The following is a 21881-nucleotide window of genomic DNA, read 5'->3' on the forward strand; positions in this document are numbered from 1 at the left end:
TCCGTCAGTGATATCACCTCGCGTGTTTCTGTTTGGCGCCCGCACGCCTATAATGGCTGCCTTTTTCGCCCAATGATTTTGCGGAGCTGGTGATGGCCGAACGTAAGGCGTCTGTCGAGCGCGACACTCTGGAAACCCAGATCAAAGCCTCGATCAACCTCGATGGCACCGGAAAGGCCCGATTCGATATCGGTGTACCTTTTCTTGAGCACATGCTGGACCAGATCGCCCGTCACGGGCTGATCGACCTGGATATTGTCAGCAAGGGCGACCTGCATATCGATGACCACCACACTGTGGAAGACGTCGGTATCACCCTCGGCCAGGCCTTCACCAAAGCCATCGGCGACAAGAAAGGCATCCGTCGCTACGGTCACGCCTACGTGCCGCTCGATGAAGCGCTGTCGCGCGTGGTGATCGATTTCTCCGGCCGTCCAGGCCTGCAGATGCATGTTCCCTACACCCGTGCCACCGTCGGTGGCTTCGACGTTGACCTGTTCCAGGAATTCTTCCAGGGCTTCGTCAACCACGCCAACGTCACCTTGCACATCGACAATCTGCGTGGGCACAACACCCACCACCAGATCGAAACCGTGTTCAAGGCTTTCGGTCGCGCCCTGCGCATGGCCGTCGAGCTCGACGACCGCATGGCCGGGCAAATGCCTTCGACCAAGGGCGTCCTGTAATGCAGACAGTCGCGGTTATCGATTACGGCATGGGCAACCTGCACTCGGTGGCCAAGGCCCTCGAGCACGTCGGTGCCGGCAAGGTGCTGATCACCAGCGATGCCACCGTGATTCGCGAAGCCGACCGGGTGGTTTTCCCCGGCGTTGGCGCCATTCGCGATTGCATGGCGGAGATACGTCGCCTCGGCTTCGACTCTCTGGTGCGTGAAGTCAGCCAGGACCGTCCGTTCCTTGGCATCTGCGTGGGCATGCAAGCCTTGCTCGACACCAGCGAAGAGAACGACGGCGTCGACTGCATCGGCCTGTTCCCGGGCCAGGTGAAGTTCTTCGGCAAGGATCTGGTCGAGGACGGCGAGCACCTGAAAGTCCCGCACATGGGCTGGAACGAAGTGAAGCAGAAGGTCAGTCACCCGCTGTGGCATGACATTCCGGACCTGGCGCGTTTCTACTTCGTGCACAGCTACTACATCGCTGCCGCCAACGCGCGGCAGGTGGTGGGTGGCGGGCACTACGGTGTCGATTTTGCCGCGGCGCTGGCCGAAGGCTCGCGTTTCGCCGTGCAGTTCCACCCGGAGAAAAGCCATACCCATGGCCTGCAGTTGCTGCAGAACTTCGCTGCGTGGGACGGTCGCTGGTAAATGGCCGTCAAGAAGAAACCGCCGATTCTGACCCTCACTCCCGAGCAGGAGAGCGAGGCCAATCGCAAGATCAAGCGTTTCATGGAAGACCGCTTCGAACTCGACCTCGGCTCGTTCGAGGCGGCGGAGATTCTTGAGCTGTTTACCCGTGAAATTGCTCCGCACTATTACAACAGGGCGATTTTCGATGTGCAGGCGCACCTCAAAGAGAGGTTCGAAAGCATCGAAAGCGACCTGTGGGCGCTCGAAAAGAGCAGCTGAAAGCTACAAGCTTCAAGCTGCAAGAATTAGTACGCGTGCCTGCTTGCAGCTTATAGCTTGCAGCTTGCAGCTCTTTTGACGAAGGAAAAAGCATGCTCATTATTCCCGCTATCGATCTTAAAGACGGTGCCTGTGTTCGTCTGCGCCAGGGCCGCATGGAAGATTCCACAGTGTTCTCCGATGACCCGGTGAGCATGGCTGCCAAGTGGGTGGAGGGCGGTTGCCGCCGTCTGCATCTGGTCGACCTGAACGGCGCCTTCGAAGGCCAGCCGGTCAACGGCGAAGTGGTCACCGCCATCGCCAAACGCTACCCGAACCTGCCGATCCAGATCGGTGGTGGTATCCGCTCCCTGGAAACCATCGAGCACTACGTGAAAGCGGGCGTCAGCTACGTGATCATCGGCACCAAGGCCGTGAAAGATCCGGCCTTTGTTGCCGAAGCCTGCCGCGCATTCCCGGGCAAGGTGATTGTCGGCCTGGACGCCAAGGACGGCTTCGTCGCCACCGACGGCTGGGCTGAAATCAGCACCATTCAGGTGATCGACCTGGCCAAGCAATTCGAAGCCGACGGCGTTTCCGCGATCGTTTATACCGACATCGCCAAAGACGGCATGATGCAGGGCTGCAACGTACCGTTCACCGCGGCACTGGCTGCTGCAACGAAGATCCCGGTGATCGCTTCCGGCGGTATCCACAACCTGGGCGACATCAAGACCCTGCTCGACGCCAAGGCGCCGGGCATCATCGGCGCCATTACAGGCCGCGCGATTTATGAGGGCACGCTGGATGTGGCAGAAGCTCAGGCGTTCTGCGATAGCTACGCGGCCAGCTCCAAGCCATAAGCTGCAAGCTGCAAGTTAGAAGCGCGACCGCGATCCGCTCTTTCTTGCAGCTTGAAGCTTGAAGCTTCTTAATCGGAGATTAAGTCTTATGGCGTTAGCCAAGCGCATCATCCCTTGCCTGGACGTGGACAACGGCCGGGTGGTCAAGGGTGTGAAATTCGAAAACATCCGCGACGCCGGCGACCCGGTGGAAATCGCCCGTCGCTATGACGAGCAGGGCGCCGACGAGATTACCTTTCTCGACATCACGGCCAGCGTCGATGGCCGCGACACTACGCTGCACACCGTCGAGCGCATGGCCAGCCAGGTGTTCATCCCGCTGACCGTGGGTGGTGGCGTACGCACCGTGCAGGACATCCGCAACCTGCTCAATGCCGGCGCGGACAAGGTTTCGATCAACACCGCAGCGGTGTTCAACCCTGAGTTCGTCGGCGAAGCCGCGCAGCATTTCGGTTCGCAATGCATCGTGGTCGCGATCGACGCGAAGAAGGTTTCCGGGCCGGGCGAAACCCCGCGCTGGGAAATCTTCACCCATGGCGGTCGCAAGCCAACCGGTCTCGACGCTGTCGAATGGGCAAAGAAAATGGAAGGTCTGGGTGCCGGTGAGATCCTGCTGACCAGCATGGACCAGGACGGCATGAAAAACGGTTTCGACCTGGGCGTCACCCGCGCCATCAGCGATGCGCTGGGCATTCCGGTGATCGCTTCCGGTGGCGTCGGCAACCTGCAACACCTGGCCGACGGCATTATCGAAGGTCACGCCAGTGCGGTTCTGGCGGCGAGTATTTTCCACTTCGGCGAATACACCGTGCAGGAAGCCAAGGCTTATATGGCCCATCGCGGAATTGTGATGCGCTGAACAAACCAATGCAGGCCAGTGGACATCATGGCGTGCCCAAGGCACTCTTGGGTACGCCATGGATTTCGGTAGCCAGACATGCTTAAACGCCTTCTTCTCGTCCTTGCCAGCGCGTCTCTGTTGTTCATCAGCGGAGCACACGCAAAAGACAGCCCCGATGCCGACATGGTGTTGCTGACTGAAAACTTCCCGCCCTACAACATGGCGAAGAATGGCAAGAACTTCGCTCAGGACGAGAACATCGACGGCATCGCCACCGATATCGTCCGCGAGGTTTTCAAGCGCGCCAACATTACCTACAGCCTGACGCTGCGTTTCCCTTGGGAGCGAATCTACAAACTCACCCTGGAAAAACCCGGCTATGGCGTGTTCGTCATGGCGCGGTTGCCGGATCGTGAGAAGCTGTTCAAATGGGTCGGTCCAATCGGCCCGGACGACTGGATCATGCTGGCCAAGGCAGACAGCAAGATCACCCTCGAAACCTTGAATGATGCGCGCAAGTACAAGATCGGTGCCTACAAGGGCGACGCGATTGCCGAGACGCTGGCCAAGCAGGGGCTCAATCCGATTGTTGTACTGCGCGATCAGGACAACGCGAAAAAATTGGTCAACGGGCAGATCGACCTGTGGGCCACCGGTGACCCGGCCGGACGCTATCTGGCGCGTCAGGAAGGGGTCAACGGGTTGAAAACCGTACTGCGTTTCAACAGTGCCGAACTGTACCTGGCACTGAACAAGGACGTGTCGGACGAGACGGTGGCCAAGCTTCAAGCAGCGTTGGATCAAATGCGCAAGGAAGGCAAGGTCGACGAGATCATGGCGCGGTACCTCTAATACCCAGTGCTTAAATGTGGGAGCGGGCTTGCTCGCGAAGGCGGTTTGTCAGACACCATTAATGTCGACTGACACGACGCCTTCGCGAGCAAGCCCGCTCCCACAGGGGTTCTGCTGTGTAGCTACTAGCGGTACACACCGTCTTTGCCATGCGCTGCGGTCGCCCGATTCCCGCGCACACTGATCATCTGCCTGATATCAATCCACTCAATTCCCTGAGCCTTCAGCTTCGGCAGCTCCCGCTCCAGCACCGCGAGTGTCTGTGGATACGGATGCCCGATCATCACCGCCGAACCCTGCTTGTGTGCGAGGCTGATCGCTGTCTGCAACTGGCTGAAGATCGCTGCTTCGGTTCGTTCATCGTCGAGAAACACATCCCGCGAAACGCTGGCCAGACCGATCTTCTGCGCTTCGGCCGCGGCCACGGTTCGGGCGCTGGTGCGGCTGTCGACGAAGAATTTGTGCCGTCGTTGCAAGTCTGTCATCAGCCAGGCCATGGCCGCGGGTTGTGCGGTCATGCGGCTGCCCATGTGATTGTTGATGCCGCTGGTGTAGGGGACCCTTTTGAACGCAGCGTTCAGGCGCTTTTCCAGCTCATCGACAGGCAATTCGGGATGCCAGGCGAACGGTCCGGTCGCCGGATCCATGGGCATGTGCAGAATGACGATTTTTCCGGCGCGATGGGCTTCGCGGGCGAATTCGGTGGCGTGAGGCGTGTCGGGCATGATCGCCGTGGTCACCGGGCCGGGCAGGGCCAGCACGCGGCGATCCCGGGGCAGGTTCTGCCCCAGGTCATCGATGATTAGGGTCAGGTAGGCTTTTTGCGGGGTGGTCGGGGCGGGTGTTGCGTGAACAACACCCGCCAGACAGCAAAGCAGACCGAGAATGTACCGCAGGCGCATCCTCAACGGCCGGACGTGATGCTCAGCCCTTTGAGCAGGCTCAGGGCCTGGGCCAGTTGGTAATCATCGTCCTGTGGCATCGGCTTGGCCTTGCTGGAGCCGGTCGGTTTGTCCGCACCGCCGTTGCCGTTGCCCAGGTGACCCTGCAAGTCGGCTTCCTTGAAGTAGTCGTTGTCCTGCTCGCTGGTGATCTTGGCCTTGCGCACTTCGATGTCCGGGACGATGCCCTGGGCCTGGATGGAGCGGCCGTTCGGCGTGTAATACAGCGCCGTGGTGATCTTCAATGCGCGGTCATTGTTCAGCGGCAGCACGGTTTGCACCGAGCCCTTGCCGAAACTGGTGGTGCCCATCACCACGGCGCGTTTCTGGTCCTGCAGGGCGCCAGCGACAATTTCCGATGCCGAGGCGCTGCCGCCGTTGATCAGCACGACCATTGGCACGGCTTCGCTTTCGTCCTTGCCGGTGGCAGAGAAACGCAGCTCTGAGTTGGCGATGCGGCCCTTGGTGTAGACGATCAGGCCCTTGGTGATGAAGTGGTCGACCACTTCCACCGCCGCCTGCAACACGCCGCCCGGGTTGTTGCGCAGGTCGAGGATGATGCCGTTGAGCTTCTTGCCGTTCTCCTTGCGCAGCTTGGCCAGCGCCTTGGAAACCTCTTCACCGGTCTTGACCTGGAACTGGGTGATGCGGATGTAGCCGTAGCCCGATTCCAGCAGCTGGCTCTTCACGCTCTTGACCTGGATGACGGCGCGGGACAGGGTCACGTCGAACGGCGTGCCGCCGTCGCGCACCAGGGTCAGGGTGATTTTCTGGCCGATCTTGCCGCGCATCTTGTCGACGGCTTCGGTCATGCTCTGGCCGCGGGTGGGCTGGCCGTTGATCTTGACGATGAAGTCGCCGGCCTGAATGCCGGCCTTGGAAGCCGGGGTGTCGTCAATCGGCGACACCACTTTGATGAAGCCGTCTTCGGCGCCGACTTCAATGCCCAGGCCACCGAATTCACCGCTGGTGCTTTCCTGCAACTCGGCGAAATCTTCAGGGCCGAGGTAAGCCGAATGTGGGTCGAGGTTGCTGAGCATGCCCTTGATGGCGTTTTCCAGCAGGGTCTTGTCGTCCACCGGTTCGACATAAGCGGCCTTGATCCGGTCCATCACCTCGGCAAAGGTGCGCAACTCATCCAGCGGCAGTGGCGCCTTGGTGGTCGCAGCAGTGCCCGCAGGCGCAACCGCCGGGGCCGGTTGAGCGGCAAACGCCAGAGGCGCGCCGATCACCAGGGCGATCGTCAGGGCCAGCGAGGTAAGGCGGGACAAATGCAGCATGTCTAACAAACTCCTGAATTAGGTAACGCGCTTATCCTTGCGCGCGGCACCATTGCGCCGGATCACTCGGGTGACCCTGCTGACGAATAGCAAAATACAGCGCTGGCGTGTCTTGCCCGCCACTGTTGCCGACAGTGGAGATGGACTCACCGGCTTTAACCACATCACCCGCAGACTTGAGCAGCGTCTGGTTGTGACCATAAAGGCTCAAAAAACCGTTGCCGTGGTCGAGGATCACCAACAACCCGGCGCCTCGCAGCCAGTCGGCAAACACTACGCGACCACCATGCACCGCATGCACGGTGCTGCCGGCAGACGCGCCGATCATCACGCCATCCCACTTGGTCCGGGCATCGTCACCACGGCTTTCACCGTAGCGTGCCAGCAGTCGACCATCGACAGGCCAGGGAAGTTTGCCGCGGGTTGACGCAAACGGACCACCAAAGGTCTCGCCGGAACTGGAAACCAGTGCGCCGGGAGTCGACTTGACCGGTTTGCGTGGGGCGTCATCGCTGGCATTTGCCTGCGCCTGGGCCTCACGTAAACGCTTTTTTTCGGCTTCCTGCTGGGCAATCAACGCTTTTTGTCGCGCTTCTTCTGCCTCACGGGCCTGGCGGGCCAGGGTTTCTTCAATGGTTTTAAGGACTTTAGACAGGTCTGCCTGATCCTGCTCGCGCGCCGCCAGTTTCTGATCGCGAGCCTTTACGTCGTCATTGAGCTTGGCCAGGACTTGCTGGCGCTCCTTGCGGACTTTCTCGAGTTCGTCACGCTGGGTGTCGAGGCTGCTTTGCTGCACCAGCAGTTGCGCCTGCTGCATGGCGATGTCTTTCTCGACATTGGACAGTTGGCGCAGGGTTTCGTTGAAACTCTTCAACTGCTCCAGGCGAGCCTGGCTCAGGTAGTCGTAATAGGTGAGGGTGCGGGCGAATCTTTCCGGATTCTGCTGGTTGAGCAGCAGCTTGAGGTATTCCTGGCGACCGTTCTGATAGGCCGCCCGGGCCTGAATGGCAATCAGTCGTTGCTGTTCAATGCGCGCGCTCTGGAGTTTTTTTTTCTCCGCATCGAGTCGCTGCAGCTCGGCTTCGCTTTTCTTAAGCTCTTTTTGCAGGGCATCGACCTGCTTCTCGAGCTTGCCCATTTCGGTTTCGGTGCCCTTGAGCTCTTTCTGCACGCCGGACTTTTCTTCCTGCAACTTGCCCAGCAGCTTCTTCAGCTCGGCAATGTCCTGACGCGTGGCGTCCAACTGTTGTTGGGTGTCTGCGCGCTCGTCAGCAAAGGCCGGTTGGAGCAGGCAAGTCAGAGCTAGGGCTATCAGGACGCGAAGCATAGGGGCGGGCGGCACCAGGGAAAGGGACGGCCTAGTATGCCCGCCATGGGCGGCAAAAAAAATGCCCATTTCTGACTGTGTGATGACTGGACGGAAAAACACCACAAAGCAAAGTGGGAGCGGGCTTGCTCGCGAAAGCGGTGTGTCTGGCAACATTAATGTCGACTGACACACCGCTTTCGCGAGCAAGCCCGCTCCCACAGGGTATTTCGGTGTTTGAGCGGTCGGGTTACACCAGGATCGACGTCCCGGTCATTTCCGCCGGCTGCTCAAGCCCCAGCAGCTTCAGCATGGTCGGCGCCACGTCCGCCAGCACGCCGCCTTCACGGACCTTCAGGTCGCGCTTGCCGACATAGATGAACGGCACCGGCTCGGTGGTGTGTGCAGTGTGCGCCTGGCCGGTGGTTTCGTCGGACATTTGCTCGACGTTGCCATGGTCAGCGGTAATCAAGGCTTCGCCGCCGACTTTTTCCAGGGCATCGACGATACGGCCTACGCACAGGTCAAGGCATTCGACAGCCTTGACCGCCGCTTCGAACACACCGCTGTGACCGACCATGTCGCCGTTGGCGTAGTTGACCACGATCACGTCGTAACGCTGGTTTTCGATGGCGTCGACGATGCGGTCGGTAACTTCCGGGGCACTCATTTCCGGCTGCAAGTCATAGGTGGCGACTTTCGGCGAGGGAATCAGGATGCGTTCTTCCCCCGGGAACGGTTCTTCGCGGCCGCCGGAGAAAAAGAAGGTCACGTGGGCGTATTTTTCGGTTTCGGCGATGCGCAGCTGGGTCTTGCCGTTTTTCGCCAGGTAGTCGCCCAGCACGTTTTCCAGGCTGCCGGCGGCGAAGGCCGACGGGGCAGGAATGCTGGCGGCGTATTGGGTCAGCATGACGAAACCGGCCAGTTTCGGCTGGCGGGCACGCTCGAACTCACTGAAGTTGTCTTCGACGAACACGCGAGTCAGTTCGCGGGCGCGGTCGGCGCGGAAGTTCATGAACACCACGGCATCGCCGTCTTCGACTTTTACCGGCTCACCGATGGAGGTTGCCTTGACGAATTCGTCGCTCTCGCCGCGCTCGTAGGCTGCTTGCAGGCCTTCCTGGGCGGTGGCGGCGTTGAATTCGCCCTGGCCATCGACAATCAGGTTGTAGGCCTGGGAGACACGGTCCCAACGGTTGTCGCGGTCCATGGCGTAGTAACGGCCGATCAGGCTGGCGATCCGGCCTTTGCCCAGGGCCTGGAAAGTGGCGTCGAGCAGTTCGATCGAGGATTGCGCGCTTTTCGGCGGAGTGTCGCGGCCGTCGAGGAAGGCGTGCAGGTAGATGTTTTGAGCACCGCGCTTGAAGGCCAGTTCGGCCATGGCGACCAGGTGGTCATGGTGGCTGTGCACGCCGCCATCGGACAGCAGGCCCATGAAATGCACGGCTTTGCCGGCGGCGACGGCTTTGTCCACGGCCGCGCAGATGGTCGGGTTCTCGAAGAACTCGCCGTCGCGGATCGATTTGGTGACGCGAGTGAAGTCCTGATACACCACGCGGCCGGCGCCGAGGTTCATGTGACCGACTTCGGAGTTGCCCATCTGGCCATCCGGAAGGCCGACGTCCATGCCGCTGCCCGAGATCAGGCCGTTCGGCACGGTGGCCCACAGGCGATCCAGTACAGGCTTCTTCGCCGCGAAAATGGCGTTGGATTCGGGGCTGTCACTGTGACCGAAGCCGTCGAGAATCATCAGGACCAAAGGTTTAGGCGTGGTAGTCATGGAATCCACTCGTGGCTGAGGTAAAAGGGGTAATGGAAAAAGGGAGTCGCAGTTTAAAGCGAAGTTCCGGCCGCGTCACCGCCGGACGGGGTTTGGCCCACCATAGTGGCTGTGTATACTGGCCGACATTTTAACGCCCTGGAACCTCCTTCGATGGTTGCTAACCTGATTCAATTCGCCACTAACCACTACATTCTCGTCGGTATCTTCGTCGTACTGCTGGCGTTGCTGATTGCCTATCAAATGCAGGGCGGCGGCCGTAGCCTGAGCACTGGCGAACTGACCGGCCTGGTCAACAAGGACGCCGGCGTGGTGATCGACATTCGTCCAACCAAGGATTTCGCCGCCGGTCACATTGTCGGTGCGCTGAACATTCCCCAGGACAAACTGATCGCCCGCGTTGGCGAACTGGAAAAGCACAAGGCCAAGACCATCATCCTGGTCGATGCCATGGGCCAGACCGCCGGCACTCACGCTCGTGAATTGGTGAAATCCGGTTTCACCGCCGCCAAGCTGTCCGGCGGTATTTCCAGCTGGAAAGCCGACAATCTGCCGCTGGTGAAGTGATATGAGCAACGTCGTCGTCTATTCCAGCGATTACTGCCCTTACTGCTCGCGAGCCAAATACCTGCTCGAGAACAAAGGCGTGGCCTTCGAAGAGATCAAGGTCGATGGCAAGCCGCAGGTGCGTGCTGCGATGGCCCAGAAGGCCGGACGTACGTCCGTGCCGCAAATCTGGATCGGCAGCACCCACGTGGGCGGTTGTGATGATTTGTTCGCCCTGGAGCGCGCTGGCAAGCTCGACGCGCTGCTCAGTGCCTGACGGCAATACCCCAAACAAGCAAACCTAAAAGAACCCTGGATCAAGAAGGATCTGCGATGACTGACCAACAGAACACTGCTGCGAACGAAGAAGAAACTGCACCGCAATTCTCCTTGCAGCGCATTTATGTGCGTGACCTGTCCTTCGAAGCTCCGAAAAGCCCGGCGATCTTCCGCCAGCAGTGGGAACCGAGCGTCGCCCTGGATCTGAACACCCGTCAAAAGGCACTGGAATCCGACTTCCACGAAGTCGTGCTGACCCTGTCGGTTACCGTGAAAAACGGTGACGAAGTGGCGTTCATCGCTGAAGTGCAACAGGCCGGTATCTTCCTGATCAAGAACCTGGACGATGCTTCGATGAGCCACACCCTGGGTGCGTTCTGCCCGAACATCCTGTTCCCGTACGCTCGCGAAACCCTGGACAGCCTGGTGACCCGTGGTTCGTTCCCGGCACTGATGCTGGCTCCGGTGAACTTCGATGCGCTGTACGCGCAAGAGCTGCAACGCATGCAGGCTGCCGGCGAGACTCCGACCGTTCAGTAAGCATTTCTGAGCGTCGAAGCAAGTCCAATGTGGGAGCGGGCTTGCTCGCGAAAGCGGTTTTTCAGTCAACATTCATGTTGAAGCTGATGACCCTTTCGCGAGCAAGCCCGCTCCCACATTTGCTATGCGGTGTTATTTGAAGTCGTTCTGGCGCCAGGCTTCGTAAACCGCGACGGCCACCGTATTCGACAGGTTCAGGCTGCGGCAGCCCTCGCGCATCGGCAGGCGCAGGCGTTGCTCGGGGGGCAGGGCGTCCAGCACCTCGGCGGGCAAACCCCGGCTTTCCGGGCCGAACAGGAACGCATCGCCTGGGGCGAAGCTGGCATCGTGGAATGGCCGCGAGCCCTTTGTGGTGAAGGCGAACAGGCGTGGATGACCGAGGCTTTCCAGGCAGCTGGCGAGGTCGGCGTGACGTTGCAAGGTGGCATACTCGTGGTAGTCGAGGCCGGCGCGGCGCAGGCGCTTGTCGTCCATCTCGAAGCCCAGCGGCTCGATCAAATGCAGGTGGCAGCCACTGTTGGCGCACAGCCTGATAACGTTGCCGGTATTCGGCGGAATTTCTGGTTGGAAAAGGATGACGTGAAACATGCACGGCTCCGAAGGTAAAGATGACGCGCATTCTACGCCGCAAGCAGACGTGCGTTCGAAACTATTCCTGCGGGTGATGGGCTCGCTGGCGATTGTCGGGATGATGATCGGCCTGATGATCGGTCGCCTGACCACGCCAGACCCGAGTCAGTTGCAGCAGGTTGAGGTGACGGGCGACGGGCTGGTGGTGTGGTTCAACAACGAACCCAAGGTCCATGGCGAAATCGTCGACGGCAGTGTCGCGCTGCTGTTTGGCGCCGAGGGCCAGGCGCAGAAAGGCCAGCTCAAGCTTGGCGGCAAGGATGTGAACTGGCGGGTACGTTTGAGTGATGGAGGGTTGCTGCTGACGCTGGTGGCGGCCCGGCCGCTGCTGGGCGAGTGGGCCGGTAGCGAGGTCGATGACCGCTGGCGGCTGGAGATCCATCTCCGGGAGCAATAAAAGAGGGAATCCCCGGCCTGCCTGTACCAAGGTTCCCGAAACGGGAGGCTCGTCGCGAGTGCGGTGTGAGCCTGGTGTAAAGAAGGAACCCCTGACCTGCCTGTATCAAGGGCCCCAAAACGGCTGGGCTCGTCGCGGCTGCGGTGTGAGCCCTGTGTAAAGAGGGGAATCCCCGGCCTGCCTGTACCAAGGTCCCCGAAACCGGGTCGGTGATCTGAATCACTTGAAAGGGTTGTTGCAGGGGGCGTGCCAGTTTTCACAAAGAGAAACAAGAAATCCGGTTTGAAACGCTGAAAGCCCCGAGATTCGGGGCTTTCGTGTTTTTTCGGAAGGGATTCGATTGCGAAAGCAGATGGGGATTCGAAGCTGTTTTTGTGCGCGATTGCGGTTCACGGTGCATTCAGGCGGTGCACGCAGCTTTGAATGTGGGAGCGGGCTTGCTCGCGAAAGCGGTGTAACAGTCAACGATGATGTTGAATGTTATGGCCCCTTCGCGAGCAAGCCCGCTCCCACAGGATCGTGTGCTCAGTGAGTAATCAGGCTTCGTCGCCCTCATCATCATCCCCGCCATCCACCTTCATCCCCAATTCCTTGATCTTGCGCGTCAGGGTGTTACGCCCCCAACCCAGCAAAACGGCGGCATCGCGGCGGCGACCGGCGGTGTGTTTGAGGGCGGTCTCGATCATGATCCGCTCGAAGGCCGGCACGGCGCTGTCGAGCAGGCTCGATTGACCACGGGCCAGCGCCTGGTCTGCCCATTGGCGCAGGGCTTGCTCCCAGTTGGTGACCGGTGCTGAATCCTGCGGCAGGCTCAGCAACTCCGGCGGCAGGTCGCCGATGTGCACTTCGCGACCCGAAGCCATCACCGTGATCCAGCGACAGGTGTTCTCCAGTTGGCGCACGTTGCCCGGCCACGGCAGGTTCTTCAGGTATTCCTCGGTTTCGTTTTTCAGCAGCTTGGGCTCGACTGCCAGCTCCTGGGCTGCGCGGCTGAGGAAGTGCTTGGCCAGGGTCGGGATGTCTTCGCGACGATCAGACAGGCGCGGGATATGGATGCGGATCACGTTGAGGCGATGGAACAAGTCCTCACGGAATTTCCCGGCATGCACCAGGGTTTCCAGGTTCTGGTGAGTCGCGGCGATGATGCGCACATCGACCTTCACGGGTACATGACCGCCGACGCGGTAAAACTCGCCATCGGCCAACACCCGCAGCAAGCGGGTCTGGGTGTCGGCGGGCATGTCGCCGATTTCATCGAGAAACAGCGTGCCGCCGTCCGCCTGTTCAAAACGCCCGCGACGCAGGTTGGCCGCGCCCGTGAACGCGCCTTTCTCATGGCCGAACAGTTCGGATTCCATCAGGTCTTTGGGGATCGCCGCCATGTTCAGCGCGATGAACGGCGAAGCGGCGCGCGGGCTGTGACGGTGCAGGGCGTGGGCCACCAGCTCTTTACCGGTACCGGATTCGCCATTGATCAGCACGGTGATGTTGGAGTGGCTCAGGCGGCCGATGGCGCGGAACACCTCCTGCATCGCCGGCGCCTCGCCGATGATTTCCGGGGTGCGGGTCAATGTCGGGACGACTTCCAGGCCTTGCTGCTCCTGGGCGTGCTGGTTGGCGCGCTTGACCAGGGAAACCGCTTCGTCGACATCGAACGGTTTGGGCAGGTATTCGAAGGCGCCACCCTGATAGGACGCGACAGCGCTGTCCAGATCGGAGTGAGCGGTCATGATGATGACCGGCAGCCGTGGATGCTGCTCGCGAATCCGTGCCAGAAGGTCCAGGCCGCTGGCGCCGGGCATGCGGATGTCGGAAATGATCACGTCCGGTTGCTGGCGTGCCAGGCGGCTCATCACGCCATCGGCGCTGTCGAAGCTTTGCGTGGTCATGCCTTCCTGTTGCAAGGCTTTTTCCAGGACCCAACGGATAGAACGGTCGTCATCGACGATCCACACGGTTTCACTACGGCTCATGTCGATGGGGCTCCTTGTTCCAGTGGCAGAAAGATCGAGAAAGTGGTGTGGCCGGGGTGGCTGTCACATTCGATCAGGCCCTGGTGCTGGCTGATGATGTTCTGGGTAATGGCCAGGCCGAGCCCGGTACCGTCCGGGCGACCGCTGACCATGGGAAAGAAGATGGTTTCCTGAAGTTCCGCAGGGATGCCCGGGCCGTTGTCGATGATCTCGATCTTGGTCACCAGGCGATGGCGCACATGGCCGATGGTGAACTGGCGCATGGTACGGGTGCGCAGGCTGATTCGGCCCAGGCGCAGCTCGTTCTGGCTGCTGATGGCCTGCATCGCGTTGCGCACGATGTTCAGTACGGCCTGAATCATCTGTTCGCGGTCGATCAATACGTCGGGAATGCTTGGGTCGTAGTCGCGCACCAGCGTGATGCAACCCTGGCTTTCGGCTTCCACCAGTTGGCAGACGCGCTCCAGCACTTCGTGGACATTGCACAGGGCCAGTGACGGCAGCTTGTTGGAGCCGAGCATGCGATCGACCAGGTTACGCAGGCGGTCGGCTTCTTCGATGATGACGTTGGTGTAGTCGCGCAGGCTTTCTTCCGGCAGTTCCCGGGCCAGCAATTGCGCCGCGCCACGAATTCCGCCCAAGGGGTTCTTGATTTCATGGGCAAGCCCGCGCACCAGCATCTTGCTGGTCTCCTGCTTGGAAAGCTGTGCTTCTTCCTTGGTGATCCGCAACAAGCGGTCGCGAGGGTGGACTTCAAGCAGCAGCATCGTGTCGCCATTGCTCAGAATCGGCGTTACCGCGTAGTCGACGGTCAGGGTCTGGCCGGTGAGGGCGGTCAGCATGGCTTCGCGCTTGGTGAACGGGTGGGCCTGTTCGACAGCCTGGCGCAAGGAGTTCAGCGCTTCGGTCGATTCGGTAAACAACTCACTGATGAACTGTCCATGGCTGCGCTGGCCGCTGATGGCCAGCAGCATCTCCGCCGCCGGGTTCATGTACTCGAGGCGCAGTTCGGCATCGAGCAGAATGGTGGCGGTGGTGAGGTTGTCGAGTAGCAAACGGTGGAGTGCGTCGCTAATGGTCATCGGGACCTCTTTTGGGGCGGAGCATGCGCAAGAAACAAGTGTTGGTAATTAGAAGTTGCAAAAAGTAAACCAAGGCTCCGAAAAGAAGCGCCAATGGCCTGAAACGGGCGTCTGACGCTCGCTTGCGTGGCGTTCTGCCGGCTTTCACGGGTAATTTCGAACCAAAATGGGTTGGAATCTGAGTACGGTGCAAGCAGTTGCACCAATATAGTGCGCAAACCTGCATGAGGTTAGAAAAGTCGCAGGAATGGGGTTTTTCGTGCCGACATCAGCAGTGCAATGAAGCCGGCAATCAGCAGCCAGGCCTTCAGCGCGTGTGCACGCGTTGCAAGGTGAAGGTTGCGGTTGGGCTCTGCTGCACAACGTTTTCGCCATCGATCACTTGCACGGCGAGGCGATGCTCGCCGCGATCGATATTCACCAGTTGCAGGATCGGCACATTGACTGGCTGGCCGTAGGGCTGGCCGTCCAGCAGCAGGCGCAACCGGTGGGGGCTTTTCAGGCGCGGCTTGATCAGTACGTTTATCGTGAAGGTGCCATTGTTGGCGCGCAGGGCTTCGGTATTGGGCAGACCGGTCAGCTCCAGTACTTCATAGGGCTTTTGGGGTGGCTCATTTCGGGTGGTTTCAGCAACAGGCGCGGCTTCGTCGGGAGGCTGGCGCTCAATGCTGTTGAGGGGCGGCAGGTGGACCGGCTGGACGCTGACGCCGTCAGGCGGTTGATTGCTGTACGCAGTGGCGCCGTTGGCGTCTGTGTATTTGTAGATCTGCGCCATGGCGGGCAGGGCGATCAGCAGCAGGATGAACAGAAAACCACGACCCATGGAATCGACCGGAAGCGAAAGCGTTGGGTTGCAGCATAGGTCAGGCCGGGCGGTTAACCCAAGTCGCTAAACATCTGGGCAAGATTTGCCGAGGCCGCCTGAACACAGAAAACCCCTTGTGGGAGCGGGCTTGCTCGCGAAGACGTCAGTACACTCAACATCCTGTTATCAGACAGACCGCTTTCGCGGGCAAGCCCGCTCCCACAGGGATGTGCGTCAGCCGTTGAATCGCTGGCAATAAAAGAGGCCTCCCGAAGGAGGCCTCTTTTTTGTCACGCCGCGTGCCGCAGCGCTACCGGATCAGCAGCTGTAGTACAGCTCGTATTCCAGTGGGTGTACGAAGGTGCGTACCTTGATTTCTTCTTCGCTTTTCAGGGCGATGTAAGCGTCGATGAAGTCGTCGCTGAAAACGCCGCCTTTGGTCAGGAACGCACGACCTTTGTCCAGCTCTTCCAGGGCTTCTTTCAGGCTGCCGCAAACTTGTGGAATCTCTTTCGCCTCTTCAGGCGGCAGGTCGTACAGGTTTTTGTCTGCAGCGTCGCCAGGGTGGATCTTGTTCTGGATGCCGTCCAGGCCAGCCATCAACAGTGCGGCGAAGCACAGGTACGGGTTGGCAGCCGGATCCGGGAAGCGTGCTTCGATACGGCGGGCTTTCGGGCTCGACACGTAAGGAATGCGGATCGAAGCCGAGCGGTTGCGAGCCGAGTAGGCCAGCATCACTGGCGCTTCGAAGCCTGGAACCAGACGCTTGTAGGAGTTGGTCGCCGGGTTGGTGAAGCCGTTCAGGGCCTTACCGTGCTTGATGATGCCACCGATGAAGTACAGGGCGGTGTCCGACAGGCCGGCATAGCCTTCGCCTGCGAAGGTGTTCTTGCCATCTTTCCAGATGGACATGTGCACGTGCATGCCCGAGCCGTTGTCGCCGTACAGAGGCTTAGGCATGAAGGTCGCGGTGCGGCCGTAGGCATCGGCAACGTTGTGCACGACATACTTCAGGGTTTGGGTTTCGTCGGCTTTCTTCACCAGGGTGTTGAACTTGACGCCGATTTCGTTCTGGCCGGCAGTTGCCACTTCGTGGTGGTGAACTTCGACGGTCAGGCCCATTTCTTCCAGTGCGTTGCACATGGAGGTACGGATTTCGTGGTCGTGGTCGAACGGTGGAACCGGGAAGTAGCCGCCTTTGACGCCTGGACGGTGGCCCTTGTTGCCGCCTTCGATGTCCTGGTCGGACATCCAGGAACCTTGTTCGGAGTAGATCTTGAACATGGAACCGGAAATGTCGGACTTGAACTTCACCTGGTCAAAGATGAAGAACTCTGGCTCTGGACCGGCGAACACGGTGTCACCGATACCGGTGGCTTTCAGGTGCTCTTCGGCGCGCTTGGCGATCGCACGTGGGTCACGGTCGTAGCCTTGCATGCTCGAAGGCTCGATGATGTCGCAGACCAGGATCAGGGTCGGTTCTTCGGTGAACGGATCCAGAACGGCGGTGGAGTCGTCCGGCATCAGGATCATGTCGGAGGCTTCGATGCCTTTCCAGCCAGCGATGGAGGAACCGTCGAACATTTTGCCGACTTCGAAGAAGTCGTCATCCAGCGCATCGCGAGCCGGCATGGTCACGTGGTGCTGAGTGCCTTTGGTGTCCGTGAAGCGCAGATCAATCCATTTGACGTCATGATCTTTGATGAGTTGAACCGACTTCGACATAGTGTCCTCCGGGTGGCTTCGGGCTAGTAGTGGATGCCCTTAAATGTGGGTGATGCCGGCGCGAATACTCTGCCAAGGCAACCTGCCTCACAAGGGAGCAAATTGCATGCCAGTGCCCCAGCATGGGTTTTTTGCCCCAAAAACACGCTTATCAGCCATTAATGCGCTTTAAAGCCGAAAATACCGCCCCGTAATGTGGCGTCAAAATGAATAAATGACCCGTTTTGGTGCGCGCAAAACCTTCTGCACATTAACTGGTTAAACCTTGAGCAATTTCCGCTATAATCCGCGCCCCCCTTTTTCGGCAGGCCCTGCGCGCGCTGTTTCCATGAAATTAATCGTAAAAGTCTTCCCCGAGATCACCATCAAGAGCCGCCCGGTACGGATGCGTTTCATCCGCCAATTGGCCAAGAACATCCGTGCCGTGCTCCGCGATCTGGACCCGGCCGTGGTGGTGAACGGCGTGTGGGACAACCTCGAGCTGGAAACCCGCGTCAGCGATCCCAAGGCCCTGAAGGAGATGGGCGAGCGCCTGAGCTGCATGCCGGGCGTCGCGCACTTCCTGCAAATCGACGAGTACCCGCTGGGTGATTTCGACGACATCGTTGAAAAGTGCAAGCAGCACTACGGTGATGCACTGGCCGGCAAGATTTTTTCCGTGCGTTGCAAGCGTGCCGGCAAGCACCCGTTCAGCTCGATCGATATCGAGAAATATGTCGGCAGCCAGTTGCGCCGTCAGTGTGGTGCCGCCGGGATCGACCTGAAAAAGCCTGAAATCGAAGTCCGCATCGAAGTTCGCGACCAACGGTTGTTTGTGATCCACAGCCAGCACAACGGCATCGGCGGATATCCGCTGGGCGCCCTGGAGCAGACGCTGGTGCTGATGTCCGGCGGCTTCGATTCCACCGTGGCGGCCTACCAGATCATGCGCCGCGGCCTGATGGCGCATTTCTGCTTCTTCAACCTGGGCGGACGTGCCCACGAACTGGGCGTCATGGAAGTCGCGCATTTCATCTGGAAGAAGTACGGCAGCTCCCAACGCGTGTTATTTGTCAGTGTGCCGTTCGAGGAAGTGCTGGGCGAAATTCTCGGCAAAGTCGATAACAGTCATATGGGCGTAGTATTGAAGCGTATGATGTTGCGCGCTTCGTCCCGGATTGCCGATCGACTGCACATCGAGGCTCTGGTCACCGGTGAGGCGATCTCCCAGGTGTCGAGCCAGACGCTGCCGAACCTGTCAGTGATCGATTGCGTGACCGACAAACTGGTCTTGCGCCCGCTGATCGCCAGCCACAAGCAAGACATCATCGACACGGCCAACGAAATCGGCACCGCCGATTTCGCCCGGCACATGCCGGAGTACTGCGGGGTCATTTCGGTTAATCCGAAGACCGCCGCCAAGCGCTACCGTGTCGAGCACGAAGAGAAAGAATTCGATATGGCGGTGCTCGAGCGTGCGCTCGAAAACGCCAAGCTGGTGCCGATCGATCGCGTGATCGACGAATTGGGCCAGGACTTGCAGATTGAAGAAGTCAGCGAAGCGCTGGCCGGTCAGATCGTCATCGACATCCGTCACCCGGATGCCGCTGAAGATGACCCGCTGGAGCTTGCTGGCATCGAGGTACAAACGATGCCGTTTTATGCAGTGAACGCTCGTTTCAAGGAACTGGACCCTACTCGCCAGTACCTGCTGTATTGCGACAAAGGCGTGATGAGTCGCCTGCATGCCCACCATTTGCTCAGTGAGGGGCATGCCAATGTGCGCGTTTATCGACCGAGCTAAGTGCCCGGGGCTGTTTGCCTGTGGCCTGCGTCACCGGCCCCCCGACGCCACCGTCAAGCTGTAACGGCTTTCACGGACGCTACTGTTAATCGCTGCCAAGACTTGTCAGCACACCGAATCCTCTGATCGAGATACACAAGTGATCGAAAATCTACGCAACATCGCCATCATTGCCCACGTTGACCATGGTAAAACCACCCTGGTAGACAAACTCCTGCGTCAATCCGGCACCCTGGAGCGCAACGAGCTCAACGACGAGCGCGTGATGGACTCCAACGACCAGGAAAAAGAGCGCGGTATTACCATTCTGGCGAAAAACACCGCCATCAACTGGAACGGCTACCACATCAACATCGTGGACACCCCGGGCCACGCCGACTTCGGCGGCGAAGTTGAACGCGTAATGTCGATGGTCGACTCCGTTCTGCTGCTGGTTGACGCTCAAGACGGCCCTATGCCGCAAACCCGTTTCGTGACCAAGAAGGCGTTCGAAGCCGGCCTGCGTCCGATCGTGTGCATCAACAAGGTTGACCGTCCAGGCGCGCGTCCGGACTGGGTTCTGGACCAGATCTTCGACCTGTTCGACAACCTGGGTGCCACCGAAGAACAGCTGGACTTCAAAGTCGTCTACGCCTCGGCCCTGAACGGTATTGCCGGTCTGGACCACACCGAAATGGCTGAAGACATGACCCCGCTGTACCAGTCGATCGTCGACAACGTACCTGCGCCGAAAGTCGACCGTGACGGTCCGTTCCAGATGCAGATCTCCGCACTGGACTACAACAGCTTCCTGGGTGTTATCGGTGTTGGCCGTATCGCTCGCGGTCGCGTCAAGCCGAACACCCCGGTTGTGGCTATCGGCGCCGACGGCAAGAAGCGCAACGGTCGTATCCTGAAGCTGATGGGTCACCACGGTCTGCACCGTGTAGACGTTGAAGAAGCTGCTGCAGGCGACATCGTGTGCATCAGCGGTATGGACTCGCTGTTCATCTCCGACACCCTGTGCCACCCGGACACCGTTGAAGCGATGAAGCCGTTGACCGTCGACGAGCCAACCGTTTCCATGACCTTCCAGGTAAACGACTCGCCATTCTGCGGTAAAGAAGGCAAGTTCGTGACTTCCCGTAACATCAAGGAACGTCTGGACAAAGAGCTGCTGTACAACGTTGCGCTGCGCGTTGAAGAAGGCGACTCGGCTGACAAGTTCAAGGTTTCCGGCCGTGGCGAACTGCACCTCTCGGTACTGATCGAAACCATGCGTCGCGAAGGCTTCGAAATGGCTGTAGGCCGTCCGGAAGTGATCATCCGTCTGGTTGACGGCGTGAAGCACGAACCGTTCGAAAACGTCACCATCGACCTGCCGGAAGAATCCCAGGGCAAGGTGATGGAAGAGATGGGCCTGCGTAAGGGCGACCTGACCAACATGGTGCCGGATGGCAAGGGCCGTGTACGTCTGGAATACAACATCCCTGCTCGTGGTCTGATCGGTTTCCGTAACCAGTTCCTGACCCTGACCAACGGCGCTGGCATCCTGACCTCGATCTTCGACCGTTACGACGTGATGAAGTCCGGCGACATGTCCGGCCGTCAGAACGGCGTTCTGGTTTCGGTTGAAACCGGCAAGGCACTGACCTACTCCCTGGAAACCCTGCAGGCGCGTGGCAAGCTGTTCGTTGAACACGGTCAGGAAATCTACAACGGTCAGATCGTTGGTCTGAACAACCGTGACAACGACCTGGGCGTCAACCCTACCAAGGGCAAGAAGCTCGACAACATGCGTGCTTCGGGTAAAGACGAAACCATCGCTCTGGTTCCACCTGTTCGCTTCACCCTGGAACAGGCTCTGGAATTCATCCAGGACGATGAATTGTGCGAAGTGACTCCAAAGTCGATTCGCCTGCGTAAGAAAATTCTTGACGAAAGCGAGCGTACCCGCGCTGCCAAGAAAGCCAAGGCATAAGATTTAGCCCCGGCTGAACGAAAACGCCCCCGGTCGAAAGGCCGGGGGCGTTTTTGTTTGTCTGGGATTTGTGTGGTGTTTGTCAGGGCCCCTTCGCGGGCAAGCCCGCTCCCACAGGGTTCAAGGTGAGCCACAAATTGTGTGAACACCGAAAATACCTGTGGGAGCGGGCTTGCTCGCGAAGGCGGCCGATCAGCCACCGAAAATCTCAGGAAATATCAGAACCGCTCGATACTGCGCGAATTCCGCTCGCGCTCCACTTCCTTCGGCTTGTACGCGCAATACCCCGGCCGCGGGCCGATTTTCGGGTGGTTGCGGCAAGTATCCGGGCGCTTATCATAAATAGTGCACAGACGGCTCTTACGATCCAGGTACAGGCAATCGTTGTTGCTCATGCGCTGGAGGGTAAAGATTCCCGACTTCTGGTTGAAGCGCTCGACCAGACCTTCCTTTTGCAGGCGTTTGGCGATGTTCTTCGGCGGATCGCCCAGCTCGAACTCATCGACCACGCCGATGCGGATCAGGTCCTTGATCTTGACCTCGACGGGCAGGGTGCAGCAGCTGGACATGCACGAGCCGCACATCGGGGCAGAGTACTTGGCCCAGGTATCGAGGCGGTCGATCTCTGCGGCAGCGATCAGGTTCGGCTTCATCATCGTTTGTTACCAGCGTGTGCATCAGGGCGCGCGATCATACCGGGACTGGTGGATTTTTGAACAACCTTTCGCCAGATT

The 21881-nt window shown here is 59.4% G+C and carries 22 protein-coding genes; 12 read left to right on the forward strand and 10 right to left on the reverse strand.

Annotated features, from left to right (window positions below):
* The first annotated feature begins 92 nt into the window (after nucleotides 1-92).
* The 6 genes from hisB (at nucleotide 93) to BSF40_RS06985 (ending at nucleotide 4120) form a co-directional block, all read left to right on the forward strand.
* The gene (gene hisB / locus BSF40_RS06960; protein WP_003186751.1) at nucleotides 93-686 is read left to right on the forward strand and encodes an imidazoleglycerol-phosphate dehydratase HisB; all 594 of its coding nucleotides are present in this window, start codon (nucleotides 93-95) and stop codon (nucleotides 684-686) included.
* Nucleotides 686-1324, forward strand: a complete 639-nt coding sequence (hisH, locus tag BSF40_RS06965; RefSeq protein WP_015093075.1) for an imidazole glycerol phosphate synthase subunit HisH — start codon at nucleotides 686-688, stop codon at nucleotides 1322-1324. Before hisB ends, hisH begins: the two co-directional genes overlap by 1 nt.
* Nucleotides 1325-1585, forward strand: coding sequence for a DUF2164 domain-containing protein (locus BSF40_RS06970; protein WP_095964564.1), 261 nt, complete (start codon nucleotides 1325-1327; stop codon nucleotides 1583-1585). It abuts the gene before it with no gap.
* A gap of 92 nt (nucleotides 1586-1677) precedes the next feature.
* A complete protein-coding gene (gene hisA / locus BSF40_RS06975; protein ID WP_095964565.1) occupies nucleotides 1678-2427 on the forward strand; it encodes a 1-(5-phosphoribosyl)-5-[(5-phosphoribosylamino)methylideneamino]imidazole-4-carboxamide isomerase in 750 nt (249 codons plus the stop codon).
* Between the two features lie 88 nt (nucleotides 2428-2515).
* The gene (gene hisF, locus BSF40_RS06980; protein ID WP_007972752.1) at nucleotides 2516-3286 is read left to right on the forward strand and encodes an imidazole glycerol phosphate synthase subunit HisF; all 771 of its coding nucleotides are present in this window, start codon (nucleotides 2516-2518) and stop codon (nucleotides 3284-3286) included.
* Nucleotides 3287-3364: 78 nt separating this feature from the next.
* Entirely contained in the window at nucleotides 3365-4120 is a 756-nt protein-coding gene (locus BSF40_RS06985; protein WP_095964566.1) for an ABC transporter substrate-binding protein, read from the forward strand.
* 125 nt (nucleotides 4121-4245) lie between these two features.
* On the opposite strand, the gene BSF40_RS06990 is transcribed toward BSF40_RS06985, so the two are convergent.
* From BSF40_RS06990 to gpmI, 4 genes are all read right to left on the reverse strand, one after another.
* Nucleotides 4246-5022 (reverse strand): divergent polysaccharide deacetylase family protein, encoded by a 777-nt coding sequence (locus BSF40_RS06990; protein ID WP_095964567.1) that lies wholly within the window; start codon nucleotides 5020-5022, stop codon nucleotides 4246-4248.
* A 2-nt stretch (nucleotides 5023-5024) separates the two neighbouring features.
* Complete coding sequence (locus tag BSF40_RS06995; protein ID WP_015093079.1) at nucleotides 5025-6341, reverse strand: S41 family peptidase; 1317 nt, start codon at nucleotides 6339-6341, stop codon at nucleotides 5025-5027.
* A gap of 31 nt (nucleotides 6342-6372) precedes the next feature.
* Nucleotides 6373-7668: a murein hydrolase activator EnvC gene (locus BSF40_RS07000; RefSeq protein WP_095964568.1), complete on the reverse strand. Its 1296-nt coding sequence runs from the start codon at nucleotides 7666-7668 to the stop codon at nucleotides 6373-6375.
* Between the two features lie 229 nt (nucleotides 7669-7897).
* On the reverse strand, nucleotides 7898-9427 hold the full coding sequence (gene gpmI / locus BSF40_RS07005; RefSeq protein WP_095964569.1) for a 2,3-bisphosphoglycerate-independent phosphoglycerate mutase: 1530 nt from the start codon (nucleotides 9425-9427) through the stop codon (nucleotides 7898-7900).
* A 153-nt stretch (nucleotides 9428-9580) separates the two neighbouring features.
* Between gpmI and BSF40_RS07010 the strand changes: the two genes are divergently transcribed.
* From BSF40_RS07010 to secB, 3 genes are read left to right on the forward strand one after another with little or no spacing between them, the layout of a single operon-like run.
* A complete protein-coding gene (locus BSF40_RS07010; RefSeq protein ID WP_095964570.1) occupies nucleotides 9581-9994 on the forward strand; it encodes a rhodanese-like domain-containing protein in 414 nt (137 codons plus the stop codon).
* Nucleotide 9995: 1 nt separating this feature from the next.
* Nucleotides 9996-10250: a glutaredoxin 3 gene (grxC, locus tag BSF40_RS07015; RefSeq protein ID WP_015093083.1), complete on the forward strand. Its 255-nt coding sequence runs from the start codon at nucleotides 9996-9998 to the stop codon at nucleotides 10248-10250.
* A 56-nt stretch (nucleotides 10251-10306) separates the two neighbouring features.
* Nucleotides 10307-10792: a protein-export chaperone SecB gene (gene secB, locus BSF40_RS07020; RefSeq protein ID WP_015093084.1), complete on the forward strand. Its 486-nt coding sequence runs from the start codon at nucleotides 10307-10309 to the stop codon at nucleotides 10790-10792.
* 132 nt (nucleotides 10793-10924) lie between these two features.
* Here the strand turns inward: secB and BSF40_RS07025 are convergent, their stop codons facing one another.
* Complete coding sequence (locus BSF40_RS07025) at nucleotides 10925-11380, reverse strand: tRNA (cytidine(34)-2'-O)-methyltransferase (RefSeq protein ID WP_015093085.1); 456 nt, start codon at nucleotides 11378-11380, stop codon at nucleotides 10925-10927.
* On the opposite strand from BSF40_RS07025, the gene BSF40_RS07030 reads away from it, so the two are divergent.
* Nucleotides 11379-11819: a hypothetical protein gene (locus BSF40_RS07030; RefSeq protein WP_015093086.1), complete on the forward strand. Its 441-nt coding sequence runs from the start codon at nucleotides 11379-11381 to the stop codon at nucleotides 11817-11819. The genes BSF40_RS07025 and BSF40_RS07030 overlap by 2 nt on opposite strands.
* 536 nt (nucleotides 11820-12355) lie before the next feature.
* On the opposite strand, the gene ntrC is transcribed toward BSF40_RS07030, so the two are convergent.
* The 4 genes from ntrC to glnA all read right to left on the reverse strand — a co-directional run bounded on the left by ntrC (nucleotide 12356) and on the right by glnA (nucleotide 17404).
* Nucleotides 12356-13792 (reverse strand): nitrogen regulation protein NR(I), encoded by a 1437-nt coding sequence (gene ntrC / locus BSF40_RS07035; protein WP_015093087.1) that lies wholly within the window; start codon nucleotides 13790-13792, stop codon nucleotides 12356-12358.
* Nucleotides 13789-14874 carry a nitrogen regulation protein NR(II) gene (gene glnL, locus BSF40_RS07040; RefSeq protein WP_095964571.1) on the reverse strand — a complete coding sequence of 362 codons (1086 nt, stop codon included), beginning with the start codon at nucleotides 14872-14874 and terminating at the stop codon, nucleotides 13789-13791. The genes ntrC and glnL overlap by 4 nt, the downstream gene beginning before the upstream one ends.
* 307 nt (nucleotides 14875-15181) lie before the next feature.
* Entirely contained in the window at nucleotides 15182-15697 is a 516-nt protein-coding gene (locus tag BSF40_RS07045; protein WP_095964572.1) for a DUF4124 domain-containing protein, read from the reverse strand.
* 300 nt (nucleotides 15698-15997) lie between these two features.
* Nucleotides 15998-17404, reverse strand: a complete 1407-nt coding sequence (glnA, locus tag BSF40_RS07050) for a glutamate--ammonia ligase (RefSeq protein WP_007970634.1) — start codon at nucleotides 17402-17404, stop codon at nucleotides 15998-16000.
* 328 nt (nucleotides 17405-17732) lie between these two features.
* Here glnA and thiI point away from each other — a divergent pair, with 328 nt between their 5' ends.
* Entirely contained in the window at nucleotides 17733-19187 is a 1455-nt protein-coding gene (thiI, locus tag BSF40_RS07060; protein WP_015093090.1) for a tRNA uracil 4-sulfurtransferase ThiI, read from the forward strand.
* A gap of 139 nt (nucleotides 19188-19326) precedes the next feature.
* On the forward strand, nucleotides 19327-21147 hold the full coding sequence (gene typA, locus BSF40_RS07065) for a translational GTPase TypA (RefSeq protein ID WP_095964573.1): 1821 nt from the start codon (nucleotides 19327-19329) through the stop codon (nucleotides 21145-21147).
* Nucleotides 21148-21365: 218 nt separating this feature from the next.
* Here typA and BSF40_RS07070 read toward each other — a convergent pair whose 3' ends face one another.
* Nucleotides 21366-21803, reverse strand: coding sequence for a YkgJ family cysteine cluster protein (locus BSF40_RS07070; RefSeq protein WP_007970630.1), 438 nt, complete (start codon nucleotides 21801-21803; stop codon nucleotides 21366-21368).
* Nucleotides 21804-21881 lie beyond the last annotated feature (78 nt).

Source organism: Pseudomonas sp. ACN5 (assembly GCF_002303975.1).
Lineage (GTDB): Bacteria > Pseudomonadota > Gammaproteobacteria > Pseudomonadales > Pseudomonadaceae > Aquipseudomonas > Aquipseudomonas laurylsulfatiphila.

Coding starts and splice junctions, on each gene's coding strand:
- hisH (WP_015093075.1), top strand. CDS start 686: ATGCAGACAGTCGCGGTTATCGATTACGGCATGGGCAACCTGCACTCG.
- glnA (WP_007970634.1), bottom strand. CDS start 17,404: ATGTCGAAGTCGGTTCAACTCATCAAAGATCATGACGTCAAATGGATT.
- BSF40_RS07025 (WP_015093085.1), bottom strand. CDS start 11,380: ATGTTTCACGTCATCCTTTTCCAACCAGAAATTCCGCCGAATACCGGC.
- BSF40_RS07045 (WP_095964572.1), bottom strand. CDS start 15,697: ATGGGTCGTGGTTTTCTGTTCATCCTGCTGCTGATCGCCCTGCCCGCC.
- BSF40_RS07000 (WP_095964568.1), bottom strand. CDS start 7,668: ATGCTTCGCGTCCTGATAGCCCTAGCTCTGACTTGCCTGCTCCAACCG.
- BSF40_RS06995 (WP_015093079.1), bottom strand. CDS start 6,341: ATGCTGCATTTGTCCCGCCTTACCTCGCTGGCCCTGACGATCGCCCTG.
- ntrC (WP_015093087.1), bottom strand. CDS start 13,792: ATGAGCCGTAGTGAAACCGTGTGGATCGTCGATGACGACCGTTCTATC.
- BSF40_RS06985 (WP_095964566.1), top strand. CDS start 3,365: ATGCTTAAACGCCTTCTTCTCGTCCTTGCCAGCGCGTCTCTGTTGTTC.
- hisF (WP_007972752.1), top strand. CDS start 2,516: ATGGCGTTAGCCAAGCGCATCATCCCTTGCCTGGACGTGGACAACGGC.
- BSF40_RS07010 (WP_095964570.1), top strand. CDS start 9,581: ATGGTTGCTAACCTGATTCAATTCGCCACTAACCACTACATTCTCGTC.
- hisB (WP_003186751.1), top strand. CDS start 93: ATGGCCGAACGTAAGGCGTCTGTCGAGCGCGACACTCTGGAAACCCAG.
- BSF40_RS07030 (WP_015093086.1), top strand. CDS start 11,379: ATGCACGGCTCCGAAGGTAAAGATGACGCGCATTCTACGCCGCAAGCA.
- BSF40_RS06990 (WP_095964567.1), bottom strand. CDS start 5,022: ATGCGCCTGCGGTACATTCTCGGTCTGCTTTGCTGTCTGGCGGGTGTT.
- grxC (WP_015093083.1), top strand. CDS start 9,996: ATGAGCAACGTCGTCGTCTATTCCAGCGATTACTGCCCTTACTGCTCG.
- glnL (WP_095964571.1), bottom strand. CDS start 14,874: ATGACCATTAGCGACGCACTCCACCGTTTGCTACTCGACAACCTCACC.
- BSF40_RS06970 (WP_095964564.1), top strand. CDS start 1,325: ATGGCCGTCAAGAAGAAACCGCCGATTCTGACCCTCACTCCCGAGCAG.
- gpmI (WP_095964569.1), bottom strand. CDS start 9,427: ATGACTACCACGCCTAAACCTTTGGTCCTGATGATTCTCGACGGCTTC.
- BSF40_RS07070 (WP_007970630.1), bottom strand. CDS start 21,803: ATGATGAAGCCGAACCTGATCGCTGCCGCAGAGATCGACCGCCTCGAT.
- thiI (WP_015093090.1), top strand. CDS start 17,733: ATGAAATTAATCGTAAAAGTCTTCCCCGAGATCACCATCAAGAGCCGC.
- hisA (WP_095964565.1), top strand. CDS start 1,678: ATGCTCATTATTCCCGCTATCGATCTTAAAGACGGTGCCTGTGTTCGT.
- secB (WP_015093084.1), top strand. CDS start 10,307: ATGACTGACCAACAGAACACTGCTGCGAACGAAGAAGAAACTGCACCG.